Source organism: Rhizobium sp. M10, assembly GCF_002531955.1.
Lineage (GTDB): Bacteria > Pseudomonadota > Alphaproteobacteria > Rhizobiales > Rhizobiaceae > Rhizobium > Rhizobium etli_C.
The window spans coordinates 175,254-189,468 of the sequence record NZ_NWTA01000009.1; the positions used below are offsets into that span (position 1 = coordinate 175,254).

Here is a 14,215-nt window from a genome sequence, read left to right on the forward strand (position 1 = left end):
TGAGGGGGCGCGCCCTTCGTGCTGTGAAGAGCGCAGCCTCGATCAGGGAACGATCAGCGTTCCGATGCCGTGCTCGGTGAAGATCTCGAGCAGGACGGAATGGGCGGTCTTGCCGTTCAGGATGACGACGCCCTGGACGCCGGCCTTGATCGCGTCGATGCAGGTCTCGACCTTCGGGATCATGCCGCCGGAGATCGTGCCGTCGGCGATCAGCGCACGCGCTTCGGCGACGGAAAGCTCCTTGATCATCTGGCCGTTCTTGTCGAGAACGCCGGGGACGTCGGTCAAAAACAGCAGGCGAGTGGCGTTCAGCGCCCCGGCAATGGCGCCGGCAAACGTGTCGGCGTTGATATTATAGGTCGCGCCGTCGCGGCCCGGGGCGACCGGGGCGATGACCGGGATCATTTCGGAGCGGGCAAGCAGATCGAGCAGCGTGCGGTCGACCTCGACCACCTCGCCGACGAAACCGAGGTCGAGCACGCGCTCGATGTTGGAATCCGGATCCTTGATGGTCTTGCGCGCCTTTTCGGCGAAGACCATGTTGCCGTCCTTGCCGCAAAGGCCGATCGCCCATTCGCCGGTCTGGTTGATGAGCGCGACGATTTCCTTGTTGATCGAGCCGGCGAGCACCATCTCGACGATCTCGACCGTCTTCTGGTCGGTGACGCGCAGCCCGCCTTCGAATTTCGATTCGATGCCCATCTTGTTCAGCATGGCGCCGATCTGCGGACCGCCGCCATGAACAACGATCGGGTTGACGCCCGACTGCTTCAGAAGCGCGATATCACTGGCAAAGGCCTTGCCGAGTTCGGGATTGCCCATGGCGTGACCGCCGTATTTCACGACGATCGTCTTGTTTTCATAACGTTGCATGAAGGGCAGCGCCTGGGCGAGAAGACGTGCCTGGATTTCGCTTTCGGACTCGTTCATGGGGACCCCGCAGGAATTGATCGCGGCCTTTTATCGCAACTTTCCGACAGAGGGAATAATCCAGAGCGCAATAGTTTTTCGTATGTGGCACGGAGACCGAGCGTTCGGCTCGGTCGTACGGCATAAGCACGATATGAGGAACGGCATGCAAGGCGATGAGATCAAGGACCTGATCGGCCGCGTCGCGCTCGGCGACCGCACGGCATTCGCTGCCCTCTACAACCAGACCGCACCGAAACTTTTGGCAATCTGCCTGCGTATCTTGAAGGACCGCGGGGAAGCCGAGGAAGCGCTGCAGGACGTCTATATCAGCATCTGGCAACGCGCCCGCAGCTTCCAGGCGGCCTCGGGCTCATCCTCGGCCTGGCTTTCGGCAATTGCCCGCAACCGGTCGATCGATCTGCTGCGCGCGCGCAAGCCCATCGCCGACGAACTCGACAGCGCTTACGATCTTGCCGATTCCGCGCCCGACCCGGAAAGGCAGACAGTGACGAAGGATGAAGGAAGGCGGATTGACACCTGCATGGAAGAGTTGGAAGCTGATCGTGCGGTCGCGGTGAAACGGGCTTATGTCGAAGGGCTGAGCTATCAGGAACTGTCCGATCAGTTCGGAGTTCCGCTGAACACGATGCGGACCTGGCTCAGACGCAGCCTCTTGAAACTGAGAGAGTGCATGGAACGATGACATCGCCCGACAAAAGCAAGGGAGACCGCTCCCGAGACGAAGTTCTCGCCGGCGAGTACGTGTTAGGCGTCCTGTCGCTGCAGGACCGCCGGGTGGTGGAAGAGCGCATGCGCCACGATCGCACATTTGCGGCGATCGTCAGCCGTTGGGAGGCCAATCTCTCCGCCTTCAACGACGAATATGACGGCGTCGCGCCGAACCGCGAAACCTTCAAGCAGATCGAGTCCCGGCTGTTCGGCGATGCCGGCAAGCCCGCATCCTTCTCGCAAGGACTGTGGAATTCTGCGGTTTTCTGGCGCTCGCTGGCCTTCGCCTGCATCGTCGTCGCCGTCAGCGCCGTCATCTTCGCCTCCGGCGTTGTGCCGCAGCCGCAGGGGCCGACACCGCTGGTGGCTGAACTTGCGGGCCAAAACAGCACGATCAATCTCCGCGCGTCCTACGAGCTGCAAAGCGGCCGGCTGAAGATCGTGCCGGTCGCTGCCGGCAAGCCGGAGGAGAAATCGCTGGAACTCTGGCTCGTGCCGGGCAGCGGCTTGGCGAAATCGCTCGGCGTCTTCCAGCCCGGCGAAAGCGGTGAGCTCATCATTCCCGCCGAACTGCGCAACCATGTCACGGATGGCGCAACCCTTGCCGTCAGCCTCGAACCCTTCGGCGGCTCGCCGACCGGACAGGCGACCGGCCCGATCGTCGCAAGCGGCACGGTGCACCGGCCATAAACAGGCGCCGGCCGCAAAATCATTTTCTCCTGTCTGAAACTCTTCGGCGCGGACCTCCGTAGTTCGACATGTCCGGACGACGCGCAGGCATAAAGCCCCGCGGATGGTGTCCGGTGAGGAGAAAATCATGATCAAGTCCCTAGTGCGCGGTTTCGCGCTCGCCACCGTCCTTTCCGCTGCCGCCTTTGCCGCCGCCAAGAACCCGATCGTTGGCGGCGCGGCGATGTTCGACAGCAAGAACATCATCGAAAACGCCATGAATTCCAAGGATCACACGACGCTGGTTGCTGCCGTCAAGGCCGCCGGCCTCGTCGGCACACTCGAGGGCAAAGGCCCCTTCACCGTCTTTGCGCCGACCAATGAAGCTTTCGCCGCCCTGCCGAAAGGCACGGTGGAGACGCTGTTGAAGCCGGAGAACAAGGCGACGCTGACCAAGGTCCTGACCTGCCACGTCGTGGCCGCCGATGCGATGGCCAAGACCGTCGCCAAGATGATCAAGGCGGATGGCGGCGAACACGACATCAAGACCGTCGGCGGCTGCGTGATCAAAGCCCGGGAAGATATGGGCAAGATCACCCTGACCGACGAAAACGGTGATGTCGCGCATGTGACGATCGCCGACGTCAAACAGTCGAACGGCGTCATCCACGTCGTCGACAAGGTGCTGCTGCCGAAGATGTGAGTGTGTGTATCGGCAGAGGGCGCGCTCTTCGGGCGCGCCCCAAACCAACTGCGAATGGTGCCCTGCGTCTAGCGTTTCCGTGAATGTGGCGCCGGCGCCACTCACACGGCTATTGGGCCGCTTCGACTCTTGGGAAAACGAGCGAGACACTCATGCCAGTGCCGGGGGAAGAGCTTACCTCGATCTCGGCGCGGGCGTTTTGTTTCAGGGATTGGATGATCATTGCGCTCAGTTTTCCGGGGTTCGGCCAGGCTGCATCCTGAGGAAGACCGACCCCATTATCGGCGACGGTGATCCTGCATCCGGTGTCGCTGACGACACAGCGCAGAGTGATCTCTCCGCTATCCCGCCCTACGAAGGCATGCTTGAACGTATTGGTCAGGAGCTCGTTGATGACGAGTCCGGCAGGCATCGCCACGTTCACAGAAACCGGCCAGGTGTCCACCTTCATGTCGAGCCGGATGCCTTCCACAGCGTGGGCGGCCATGACCGACGCGGCGATCTGGCTCACATAGCTGCCGAGATCGATCATCGCGCCCTTCTCTTCGTCCGACAGTGCGCGATAGAGGAGAGCCAAGGCTTCAATCCGCCCCGCAAGACGTGCAAACCGCTCGCTTTCCTCGTTCTTTTGAGCATTACGCGCTTCCATTCGGATCAGCGCCGTTATCATCTGCAGATTGTTCTTCACGCGATGCTGAAGTTCTCGAAGAAGGATATCCTTCTCGGCCAGCAGCTCGCTGAAGCTCTGGCCATCCGTCACCTCATTGCGGGCAGCAAAGGCGACCAGACGAAAAAGCGGGATGTCATCATCGTTGACGATCGTGTTCGACCACACGTCGATAATCACATTGCTTTCGGGTTCTGCCACGAGCGAGAAGGCGCCAATATATTCCTCCGCCGTGGTTACAGCGGCTGTAAGCGTTGCATCGCCGGAGACTGCAGTACAATTCACCTCAATGTCCAACCAGCGCTTTCCCTCCACCTGTGTGGCGGTGAGCGCGGTCAGCCGTTCGAATTCGAGGTTGACGTAGATTAGCTTCTCACAGGTGCCGAGCTCGGACACCGCCACTGCAAACGGAACATGATCGAGAAAGTGTCGAAACCGGTCGTCGTCGAGGGCTTCGGCAAGATGGGGCAGGTTGCCGACGCCTTCTGGCGAAAGGGCTTCGTCTTTGCTGTCAGTCATGAATGATTTCTCGCGGACGCCGCTGCTCTTCAACAGCATGAGATCAAGCGTTGCTGCAAAAACTGCGATGGCGCAAGCACAATCGATGTCGCATGTCTAAACAGCCCGTGTCCAAATGCGCAGCTGGCGGGGATCTCGAAGCTGCCGTGAACGCGACGGTCGACGTGACTGGCGGCAGGCCCCTGCTGGCCGCAAGGTCATGCGTCAGCGTCAGTCGCGAGCTTATGCCCGGTCATAGGTGAATGAGGTTAGCAGCGTGGTGACGAAATTGCTGGCCCTTTCTTTGACCAGAAGTTCGGTCCACTCATCCGTCCCGCGCAGCCGCAAATCCGTATAAATACTGTCCACGGCGGCCTCTTCTATGCGCTTGATATGGGACTTGAAGGACGCCTCGCCGCCGCCATGATACATATCTCGGATAACCATGCGCAAAATCTCCTGGATAGCGATCTGCCATGCTGTATTGATCGACTGAAGTTCGTTCGCATCCTCTGCCATTGCGGCGTCCTTTGGTATGAGTGAACTGTCAGCACGGCTCTGCCCGTGCCTGTCGACGCCTCATTGAACCCGCGAATGCTGCCTTTTGAAAGTGGCGTCGGGAGAGGGCGATGCGGCGCGGTTCGTGCACGAGAGGATATTCGACGCAGCAACGGCATACCACGTCTCCGGGCCACCTGCATCGGGCTCGGTCGCGACCGCTTGCCGGTGATCAGCAGGCTTTGGCGCGTTTCGCAAGAAGAGCAGACGTCGCCGAGGCGCGGTCGTCGCGTTGCTTCGCAAGCCGTGCTTCCCGCAACCGCAAGGTCTTTGCCTGTTGCGACTGGACGCGGGATTCCAGCTCTTCCATCGCTTTATTCTTCGCGAAAAACTGGGACTGGATGTTGCCGAAGGCGATCTCTGCCCGCTGGCGGGATTTGCTGTATGTTTCTGTCATTTCTTCTCCGATATTGAAGGCTCGGCTGGGAGCGAAAACAAAAAGGCCAGGCAGATTGCCCGGCCTTGAATAAATCGGTGCTTCCGGCAATGCCGGTACATCCGCGGTCAAAGGGAAGCAGATACCGATTTAAGCCTTCTGGAGATTGCAAGCGGACATCTTGCCCGACTTGTGGTCTCGCTCGAGATCGAAGCCGATCTTCTGGCCTTCGACGAGTTCGCGCATTCCGGCGCGCTCGACGGCGGAGATATGAACGAAGGCGTCAGTGCCGCCATTGTCCGGCTGAATAAAGCCGAAGCCCTTGGTGGAGTTGAACCATTTAACTGTGCCAGTGGTCATGATGAACCCTTTCATAGCAATATTGAAGAACCGCAGCGCAAAGGCGATGCGGATGGTGATAGCGATTTTTGAAAGGAAGTTCGTTCAGGCCGCGGTGCTAATCGCGCGATAACCAAGCCAGCAAGCAAAATTCGATAAGCACTATATAGGTCACCTAATCCGGCTCGTCAACTTTTAGTTTTCCGCTTGACCGTGAAATAAACTTTTAGCTGTTTCGGTGAGTGCAATAAAGGTCGGGTCATTATTTCCAGTTCGCGATGCCGACCGTTTGCGCGATCGCCTGGCGCAGATCATCGAGCCCGTCGCCCTTTTCGGACGAGGTGGAGAGCACGGCGGGATAGGCGGCCGGCCGCTTGCGGATCTTGTCGGCCGTTTCGGAGAGCAGCTTCGGCACGGCCGGTGCCTTGATCTTGTCGGTCTTGGTCAGCACCAGCTGATAGGAGACGGCGGCCTTGTCGAGCAGGGTGAGCACGTCCTCGTCATTCTTCTTGATGCCGTGGCGGCTGTCGATCAGCACGTAGACGCGCTTCAGCGTCGCGCGGCCGCGCAGGTAATCGAAGACAAGTTTGGTCCACTTGTCGACCTGCTCCTTCGGCGCCTGCGCGTAGCCATAACCCGGCATGTCGACGATCGCCATCGGCGGCAGGTCGCCGCCTTCGCCGGAATAGCCGTCCGGGACGAAATAGTTGAGCTCCTGCGTGCGCCCCGGCGTGTTTGAGGTGCGCGCCAAGCCCTTCTGGCCGACCAGCGCATTGATCAGCGACGATTTGCCGACATTCGAGCGGCCGGCAAAGGCCACTTCCGACGGTCCCTCCGGCGGCAGGAAGGTGAGCGACGGGACACCGCGGATGAAGATCCAGGGGTGGCCGAAGAGCGGCTTTTCGGTTTCGGGCATGCGGGCTCGGCAATCCTAGGGTTCGGTCTTCTGTCGGCTTCGTGGTTTTACGGGCGGATGTCAAGCTTTCAGGCGGCCCGCATCGCGCTTCGCGGGCCGACTAGAGCATGATGCCGAAAAGTGTAGGCGGGTTTCGTCCTGTTCTTGAAATGAAAAGCCCCGCCGGAGCGGGGCTTGAGAGCATCATTTCGATGGCGCCGTTTTTCGTCGGAACAGGCCCTTGAGATTGTCGAAGAGTTCGATCCTGACGCCATGGCGCCTCATGATCACCGACTGCTGCAGCACCGAGAGCGTGTTGTTCCAGGCCCAGTAGATGACGAGGCCGGCCGGGAAGCTTGCCAGCATGAAGGTGAATACCAGCGGCATCCAGTTGAAGATCATCGCCTGCGTCGGATCGGGCGGCGTCGGGTTCATGCGCATCTGCACGAACATGGTGACGCCCATGATCAGCGGCCAGACGCCGAGATGCAGCAGTGCCGGCGCTTCGAAGGGCAGCAGGCCGAACAGATTGACGATCGTCGTCGGATCCGGCGCCGAAAGGTCCTGGATCCAGCCGAAGAACGGTGCGTGCCGCATCTCGATGGTGATGTAGATCACCTTATAGAGCGAGAAGAAGATCGGGATCTGCAGCGCCACCGGCCAGCAGCCGGCGATCGGGTTGATCTTCTCTTCCTTGTAGAGCTGCATCATCGCCTGCTGCAGCCCCATGCGGTCGTCGCCGAATTTCGTCTTCAGCTCTTCCATCTTCGGCTGCACGCGCTTCATGTTCGCCATCGACGCATATTGCTTGCTGGCGAGCGGGAAGAACACCAGCTTGACGACGATGGTCGTGCACAGGATCGCCACGCCGAAATTGCCGAAGAAGCGGAAGAAGAAGTCCATCAGCTTGAACATCGGCTTGGTGATGAAATAGAACCAGCCCCAGTCGATCAGGCGGTCGAACTTCGGGATCGAATAGGACGCTTCGTAGCCGTCGATGACGGGCACTTCCTTGGCGCCGGCGAAGACGAGGTTCTTGAGCTCGACCGACTGGCCCGGCGCGACGGTGAAGGCATCGTCCTTGTAGTCGGCCTGATAGCGCGGCTGGCCGTCGGCGAAATGCGAGAAGCGCGCTTCATAGGCCGAGGTCTGCGGCGGGACGATCGTCGCCGCCCAGTATTTGTCGGTGATGCCGAGCCAGCCACCGGTGGACTTGGCCGGCTGCACGGCTTCCTCCTCGACGGCGCTGTATTTGGTTTCGATGAGGCCGTCCTCGCCGATGACGCCGATGAAGCCTTCATGGAGAACGTAGACCGACGGGGTCGTCGGCTTGTTGTAGCGCGTGACCCGGCCGTAGGAGGAAAGCGAGGCGGGCGCCTGGCCGGCATTCTCGATCTTGTCGGTGACGCTGAACATATAGCGGTCGTCGACGGAGATGGTGCGGGTAAAGGTCAGGCCCTTGTCATTGGTGTAGGAGAGCGTCACCGGCGTCTTTTCGGTGAGCTTGGCGCCCTCAGGTACCGTCCAGAGCGTCGTCGGACCCGGAACTGCGCCCGTCGCGTCGCTGCCGATATAGCCGAGTTCGGTGAAGTAGCCGTCCTTGGTTTCGGCCGGGCTGAACAGGGTGATGATCGGGCTCGAGTCGTCGACGGTCTCGTGATAGCCCTTGAGCTTCAGGTCGTCGAGGCGGGCGCCGGCAAGGTTGATCGAGCCGGAAAGCGCAGGAGTATCGATGGCAACGCGCGGCGTTTTAGCGAGCGCCTGCTCGAGCGTCGCCGTCGCGGCCGCCTGGCCGGAAGGTGCCGAACCGCTCGTCTGGGCCGGGGCCTGGCCGCCTGCCGCGGGCTGCTGGACCTGCTCGGTCTGCTGCTGTGCCTTCTGGGCTTCCTGTGCCTTCCGCTGGGCCTCGATGCGCGGATTCATATAAAGAAACTGCCAGCCGAGGACGATCAGCACCGAGAGAGCGATCGCAATGAAGTAATTGCGGTTGTTTTCCATCATACGTTCCTGGGGCGTCCGTCTCCGGAGCGCCGGTGTTTCGGCCTGGTTTCCACGCGAAGCTTCAGCTCCGCGGCCAATTCCTGGAAGGACGCCTTAAGCACGTCCCTGCGCGCGACAACCACATAGTCGTGTCCGGGCTGCATTGCAAACCCCGCATGAAGCCGCACCGCCTCTTTCAGGCGGCGGCGCATGCGGTTCCGTTCGACCGCGTTGCCATGTTTTTTGGTGACTGTAAAACCGACGCGGGCTTGGCTGTCGGGTTCCCTCCGGTCGAGAACTTCGAGGAGGAAGAGGCCGCCGCGGCGTTTTTCGCCTTCGCGGACGGCAAGAAACTGCGGGCGGTTTTTCAACCGCCCGACAGTGTATTTCTGTTCTTTGGTCGTCAATTCGCCCGCCATCTCTTCTCGGGCAACCCGGCCTTAAGCCGAAAGACGCTTGCGGCCCTGCGCGCGGCGGGCAGCGATGACCTTGCGGCCACCCTTCGTGGACATGCGCGCACGGAAGCCGTGGCGACGCTTGCGAACAAGCTTGGATGGTTGGTAGGTACGCTTCATTTATTTAAACACCGCGGAGTGCGGCCCTTCTTGAATTTGCATGATGCAAGGAGCGTTGTTTTTCGAACGGGCGGGCCATGAAAGGCTTGAATGACCGGACGTGCGGCGGCTTATACGGATGAAGCCCGGCAAAGTCAATTATACCCGAGAATTTCACTTGCGCGGCCGGCGCCGACTGCGGTTTTCGCATTGTGGTGTTAATAAATTCGCTGCGCTCCGAGAAGTTGTACTTCGCTCCCGGATCGGCTCGATCGCCTGAGTTTTCAATAGTTTGAAGCCGCATGGGATGATTGGATCTGCAATATGTCCTGCACATAATCGTAAATACTGGAAATCTAACTTTAATCAATTTCGCCGATATTCAGCGCATCGGCTGGGGGAGTTGCTTTCCAGGCTGTGGTATAGCTAGGAGGCATCGCATTGAAGATCCGCGGGAAAATTAATCTGCTGGTGTGCGTGATGGGCGCGGTGGCGCTTCTGATCGGCGCAACGGCACTGTCCGCCATGCATGAATACAGCCGCAATCTCACGGCGTACGAGCACGCCGCCGCCCGCGCCTATGCCGGCGAACGCCTCAACCGTTTCGTCACGGCCGTCGTCATGGAATCGCGCGGTATTTACGCGGCGAAGTCGATCAAGGATACGCCGAATTTCGCCAAGGGCCTGATGGCCGGCCTCGACGAAATCGACAAAGTTATCGCAGGCTGGGCGCCGCTCGTGCCCGAGGCCGAAAAGGAGAATTTCGCCAAGCTGGTCGCGCGTGCCGCCGAATTCCGCACCTTTCGCACGGAAACGGCCCGCCTCGGCACCGAGGTCGGCCCCGAGGCCGCCAGCGCCCAGGGCAACAACGAGGCCAATCGCGCCAACCGCAAGGCATTCCAGGCCGAGATCGACGTGGTCGTCGCCATCGACAAGGCAGAGCTTCAGACCGTCAGTGATGAGATCGAGAGCTTCCGCTCCTGGGTGTTGATGCTCGTCCTCGGCATCACCGGCATCGGCATCGCGGTCGGCGTCGGCATGGGCTTTTATATCGGCACCAGCCATCTCAGCCGCCCGATCAAGCGCGTCACCCATGCGATCAAGGAGGTCGCCGACGGCAATTTCGACGCCGAGGTTCCCTTTGCCGGCCGCAAGGACGAAATCGGCGAGATGGCCGCCGCGGTCGCGGTCTTCAAGGAGAACGGCCTGGCCGTCAAGCGCCTGAACGCCCAGGAAGCGGCGATGCGCGCCAAGAGCGACGACCTGCAGTCGAGCATGTCGGTCGTCGTTGCCGCGGCTGCGGCAGGCAATTTCAGCCACCGCATCGACAAGGATTATCAGGACGAGAACCTCAACCAGTTCGCCGGCAACATCAACACGCTGCTGTCGAGCGTCGATGCCGGCATCGGCGAGACCCGTCGTGTTATCGCAAGCCTTGCCGAAGGCGATCTCACCCAGACGATGAACGGCAGCTTCCAGGGCGCCTTCGCCGAGCTGCAGCAGAATGTCAACAACAGCTTCGTCACCCTGCAGGCGACGATGCGCGAAGTGCGCGAGACGACGGAAGCGATGAACGGCAACACGGCCGAGCTGCGCAATGCCAGCGACGACCTGTCGAAGCGCACCGAACAGCAGGCGGCCGCCCTCGAGCAGACTTCCGCCGCGCTCGATCAGATCACCGCCGTCGTGCAGAATTCCACCGAGCGGGCGCATGAAGCGACCGTCATGGTGTCCGAAGCCAAGGAAAATGCCGGCCGCTCCGGCGTCGTCGTGCGCAATGCCGTCGAGGCCATGGGCCGCATCGAACAGGCCTCGCGCGAGATCAGCCAGATCATCAACGTCATCGACGAGATCGCCTTCCAGACCAATCTTCTGGCGCTGAATGCCGGTGTCGAAGCGGCGCGCGCCGGTGAGGCCGGCAAGGGTTTTGCCGTGGTCGCCCAGGAAGTGCGCGAACTTGCCCAGCGCTCGGCAACGGCCGCCAAGGATATCAAGGCGCTGATCACCAAGTCGGGCGACGAGGTGCAGGTCGGCGTCAAGCTCGTCCAGGCGACCGGCGAGGCGCTTTCGGAAATCGGCACCCGCGTCATCGCCATCAACGATCATATCCATTCGATCGCCACCGCCGCAGTCGAGCAGTCGACCGGCCTCAAGGAGGTCAACACCGCCGTCAACCAGATGGATCAGGTGACGCAGCAGAATGCCGCGATGGTGGAGGAAACGTCCGCCGCCACCCACAGGCTTTCGGCCGAAGCCAACGGGCTGGTGCACCTCATCGCCCGCTTCAAGCTGTCGGATGGGGCAGCACCCGTGGCGCTCGTCCGCAACGAGCCGCACCGGCAGCCGGTCGCCTCCCCCGCCCGCCGGGCGATCGCCAAGGTCGCCCGCGCCTTCGGCGGTGGCAATGCGGCCGTGGCTGAACAGAGCTGGGAAGAGTTCTGATCCTTACTAATCACTCTCCATTTTAACGCCGCCTCCGGGCGGCGTTAGTTTTTCTGCCCGGTCCGTGCTGGGCAAAGACCCCGCCCCAAACCCCTCCCCACAAGGGGGAGGGGCTTAACCTGTCGCACCGGCGCTTCCCACTTCATCGTCTCATCCGCGGAAAGGCTGATATTTGCTGCGCGGGCGCCGCAAATTAGTCCCTCCCCCTTGTGGGGAGGAGTTGGGGAGGGGCCTTCCTTCTCCCGGCCGGGCGTTTTCTTTGTGACGACGTGACGCTGATCGCAAAGATTTGAAAGCGGAGCCTGTTGGTCTAATATAAGGCTCCGGAGCATGATGCCGAAAAGTGTAAGCGGTTTTCGGACGACATCATGCTCTAGCGGATGAGGGCGGCTGCATGCCGCTAATCGGGCGAGACTCACATGCCGGTTCGAAACCAGGGCAACGATCCTTCGGTAGACATCCCGGCGGCCGGCGAGGCCGCCAAGGGGCGGTGCCCGTCTGCCGGCATGTTCGGCGGATTGTCCGGGAAGCTGCTCTGGCTCACCGTCTTCTTTATCATGCTCGCCGAAATCCTGATCTTCTTTCCCTCGGTCGCCAGCATGCGCATGCGCTGGCTGCAGGACAGGCTGAACACGGCCGCCGCCGCCGCCATCGTCATCGATGGGCTGCAGCCGATCGAGCTGCCGCGTGCGCTGCAGAAGGAGACGCTGGAGGCGACCGGCACCAAGGCGATCGTGCTGCGCAAGGAAGGCACCTCGCGGCTCCTGGCGACAACCGACATGCCGACCTCGGTCGACGAATCCTATGATCTGACCGACGTGCCGCCGCTGACGGCGATCCGCGACGCGCTCGACACCTTGATTTTCGGCGGCAGCCGGATGATCCGTGTCTATGGCCCCGTCGGCGAAACCAAGGTCGGCGTCGAGGTGGTGATGAAGGACCGGCAGCTGCGCACGGCGATGTTTGCCTATTCCCGCAACGTGCTGCTGCTGTCGGTGCTGATCTCGCTGTTCACGGCGACGCTGATCTTTTTTGCGATCAACCGCCTCCTTATCGGCCCGATCCGCCGGCTGACCGGCAGCATGCAGCAATTCTCCTCAGATCCCGAAAACCCGGCCCATGTCTATATCGGCGACGGCGGCCGCGACGAGCTGGCGGTCGCCGGCCGCAATCTCACCTCGATGCAGATGGAGCTGCAGAAGACGCTGAAGCAGCAGAAGAACCTGGCGGCCCTCGGTCTGGCCGTTTCCAAGATCAATCACGACATGCGCAATATCCTGGCCTCCGCGCAGCTGATGTCGGACCGGCTGGTCGATGTCGATGATCCGATGGTCAAGAGCTTCGCGCCGAAGCTGTTGCGCACCATCGACCGGGCGGTCGGTTATACCACCGAGGTGCTGTCCTACGGCAAGGCGAGCGAATCCGCCCCGCGCCGCCGCCATGTCCGGCTGCTGGAGCTGACCCAGGATGTCAGGGACATGCTGGCGATCGATCCGCAAAGCGGCATCGAATTCATCGAACAGTTCGCTGCCGATCTCGAGGTCGATGCCGATGGCGAACAGCTCTTCCGGGTCATTCACAACCTCTCGCGCAACGCCCTGCAGGCGCTGACCGCGCCGGGCGAGGGCGGCCCGGGCGCTGTCAGGCGCATCACCGTTTCCGCCCAGCGCGTCGGCAGCGTCGTCAGCATCACGGTGGATGATACAGGCCCCGGCATGCCGCTGAAGGCGCGCCAGAACCTGTTTGCCGCCTTCCGTGGCTCGGCCCGTTCCGGCGGCACCGGTCTCGGCCTCACCATTGCCCGCGAGCTGGTGCTCGCCCATGGCGGCACCATCGCGCTTGTGGAAAAACCAACGGTCGGCACCCAGTTCCGCATCGAAATCCCCGATCGCCCGGTTTCGCTGGACGACTACCGCAACCGGACGCACAGCGAGAAGTGAGGGAATTTCACCCGCCGCGGCCGCAAACAGGCAAACGCGCGATTTTTTCAGAAATGCTCTTGCATTGTCCGAAAGGACCCTTTAGAGGATCGCCCACGCAAGCGGCACCGCCGCTTCTGCCACGCACCCGTAGCTCAGCTGGATAGAGCACCAGACTACGAATCTGGGGGTCAGGAGTTCGAATCTCTTCGGGTGCGCCATTTCCTTTTCATCATTGTCATTGGCCACGATAACTTACCTTTTTGGTCAGAAGCTTACCTTTTTTGCCAAAGTAAATTACCCTTGGCGCTCGAGACCGTTTGGACCTATCCAAGTCGGCAACCCGCGGGCAGTAACTCTGATGAAAACAGCGGCAATCCTCTGCTTCCTGACAGCGATGATATTTGTTGCCACGACATCGGCGCATGCTCAGGCGCCGGTCCAGAGCATCACCATAGAGCGCGGGCTGTGCCTTGGGATATGTCCCGTTTACCGCTTCAGCGTCAGCGTTGATGGGACCGGCCTGTTTGAAGGGCGTAAGTTCACTACTGCCCTTGGGAAGCACGGCTTTGTGGTCACCCCTGAGGCGTGGGCGGCCTTTCAATCGGCCTTGGCGCCCTATCGCCCCGTGGGCACCCAGGAGATCGTCCTCGGTCATCCGCAGTGCAAGCAGATGGCTACGGACCATCCGTCAGTGTCAGTGACCTGGGAAGGTGGAGGGCGTGTCGATCACCTCAGTTTTAATTTTGGCTGCCGCGATCCCGAGAACGAAACCATGGGGCGGGCCCTAGCGGACGCGCCCAATCTCCTGCCTGTCGCTGATCTGATTGAACGAATTCGTCTTGAAGATGGGGAGTTTCATGGCCGGAACTAAGATCTTTCGAGGAAAGATCAACGAAAGTGGTGAATCTTTCCGACATTGCGGGTGAACCGATAACAAATGGCTACCATGGGTGATGTCAGGTTAAACTCGC

15 protein-coding genes and 1 tRNA gene are annotated in these 14,215 nt (G+C 60.9%); 7 read left to right on the forward strand and 9 right to left on the reverse strand.

From position 1 onward, the window contains the following. Positions 1 to 42: 42 nt before the first annotated feature. A complete protein-coding gene (gene argB, locus CO671_RS16950; RefSeq protein ID WP_097606884.1) occupies positions 43 to 930 on the reverse strand; it encodes an acetylglutamate kinase in 888 nt (295 codons plus the stop codon). Positions 931 to 1,075: 145 nt separating this feature from the next. Here argB and CO671_RS16955 point away from each other — a divergent pair, with 145 nt between their 5' ends. The 3 genes from CO671_RS16955 (at position 1,076) to CO671_RS16965 (ending at position 3,013) form a co-directional block, all read left to right on the forward strand. Beyond that, positions 1,076 to 1,615: a sigma-70 family RNA polymerase sigma factor gene (locus CO671_RS16955; RefSeq protein ID WP_010032097.1), complete on the forward strand. Its 540-nt coding sequence runs from the start codon at positions 1,076 to 1,078 to the stop codon at positions 1,613 to 1,615. Beyond that, positions 1,612 to 2,331, forward strand: coding sequence for an anti-sigma factor (locus CO671_RS16960; protein ID WP_010032095.1), 720 nt, complete (start codon positions 1,612 to 1,614; stop codon positions 2,329 to 2,331). The genes CO671_RS16955 and CO671_RS16960 overlap by 4 nt, the downstream gene beginning before the upstream one ends. A 127-nt stretch (positions 2,332 to 2,458) precedes the next feature. After that, positions 2,459 to 3,013, forward strand: a complete 555-nt coding sequence (locus CO671_RS16965) for a fasciclin domain-containing protein (RefSeq protein WP_097606885.1) — start codon at positions 2,459 to 2,461, stop codon at positions 3,011 to 3,013. A gap of 109 nt (positions 3,014 to 3,122) precedes the next feature. Here CO671_RS16965 and CO671_RS16970 read toward each other — a convergent pair whose 3' ends face one another. The 8 genes from CO671_RS16970 to rpmH all read right to left on the reverse strand — a co-directional run bounded on the left by CO671_RS16970 (position 3,123) and on the right by rpmH (position 8,901). Then, positions 3,123 to 4,199, reverse strand: a complete 1,077-nt coding sequence (locus CO671_RS16970; RefSeq protein ID WP_097606886.1) for a sensor histidine kinase — start codon at positions 4,197 to 4,199, stop codon at positions 3,123 to 3,125. 222 nt (positions 4,200 to 4,421) lie between these two features. Beyond that, positions 4,422 to 4,697: a hypothetical protein gene (locus tag CO671_RS16975; protein ID WP_097606887.1), complete on the reverse strand. Its 276-nt coding sequence runs from the start codon at positions 4,695 to 4,697 to the stop codon at positions 4,422 to 4,424. A gap of 211 nt (positions 4,698 to 4,908) precedes the next feature. Continuing rightward, positions 4,909 to 5,133, reverse strand: coding sequence for a hypothetical protein (locus CO671_RS16980; protein ID WP_097606888.1), 225 nt, complete (start codon positions 5,131 to 5,133; stop codon positions 4,909 to 4,911). A 129-nt stretch (positions 5,134 to 5,262) separates the two neighbouring features. Beyond that, on the reverse strand, positions 5,263 to 5,472 hold the full coding sequence (locus CO671_RS16985) for a cold-shock protein (protein ID WP_010026241.1): 210 nt from the start codon (positions 5,470 to 5,472) through the stop codon (positions 5,263 to 5,265). A 241-nt stretch (positions 5,473 to 5,713) separates the two neighbouring features. Further along, positions 5,714 to 6,367 carry a ribosome biogenesis GTP-binding protein YihA/YsxC gene (yihA, locus tag CO671_RS16990; RefSeq protein ID WP_097606889.1) on the reverse strand — a complete coding sequence of 218 codons (654 nt, stop codon included), beginning with the start codon at positions 6,365 to 6,367 and terminating at the stop codon, positions 5,714 to 5,716. 183 nt (positions 6,368 to 6,550) lie between these two features. Then, entirely contained in the window at positions 6,551 to 8,344 is a 1,794-nt protein-coding gene (gene yidC, locus CO671_RS16995; RefSeq protein ID WP_097606890.1) for a membrane protein insertase YidC, read from the reverse strand. Further along, on the reverse strand, positions 8,344 to 8,745 hold the full coding sequence (gene rnpA, locus CO671_RS17000) for a ribonuclease P protein component (RefSeq protein ID WP_097606891.1): 402 nt from the start codon (positions 8,743 to 8,745) through the stop codon (positions 8,344 to 8,346). The genes yidC and rnpA overlap by 1 nt, the downstream gene beginning before the upstream one ends. Before the next feature lie 21 nt (positions 8,746 to 8,766). After that, positions 8,767 to 8,901: a 50S ribosomal protein L34 gene (rpmH, locus tag CO671_RS17005; RefSeq protein WP_008524438.1), complete on the reverse strand. Its 135-nt coding sequence runs from the start codon at positions 8,899 to 8,901 to the stop codon at positions 8,767 to 8,769. Between the two features lie 420 nt (positions 8,902 to 9,321). Here rpmH and CO671_RS17010 point away from each other — a divergent pair, with 420 nt between their 5' ends. The 4 genes from CO671_RS17010 to CO671_RS34215 all read left to right on the forward strand — a co-directional run bounded on the left by CO671_RS17010 (position 9,322) and on the right by CO671_RS34215 (position 14,115). Continuing rightward, the gene (locus CO671_RS17010) at positions 9,322 to 11,322 is read left to right on the forward strand and encodes a methyl-accepting chemotaxis protein (RefSeq protein ID WP_097606892.1); all 2,001 of its coding nucleotides are present in this window, start codon (positions 9,322 to 9,324) and stop codon (positions 11,320 to 11,322) included. A 419-nt stretch (positions 11,323 to 11,741) separates the two neighbouring features. After that, the gene (locus tag CO671_RS17015) at positions 11,742 to 13,262 is read left to right on the forward strand and encodes a HAMP domain-containing sensor histidine kinase (RefSeq protein WP_097606893.1); all 1,521 of its coding nucleotides are present in this window, start codon (positions 11,742 to 11,744) and stop codon (positions 13,260 to 13,262) included. A gap of 123 nt (positions 13,263 to 13,385) precedes the next feature. Continuing rightward, a tRNA-Arg gene (locus CO671_RS17020) sits at positions 13,386 to 13,462 on the forward strand. Positions 13,463 to 13,602: 140 nt separating this feature from the next. Beyond that, on the forward strand, positions 13,603 to 14,115 hold the full coding sequence (locus tag CO671_RS34215) for a DUF6438 domain-containing protein (RefSeq protein WP_097606894.1): 513 nt from the start codon (positions 13,603 to 13,605) through the stop codon (positions 14,113 to 14,115). Positions 14,116 to 14,215: the final 100 nt, after the last annotated feature.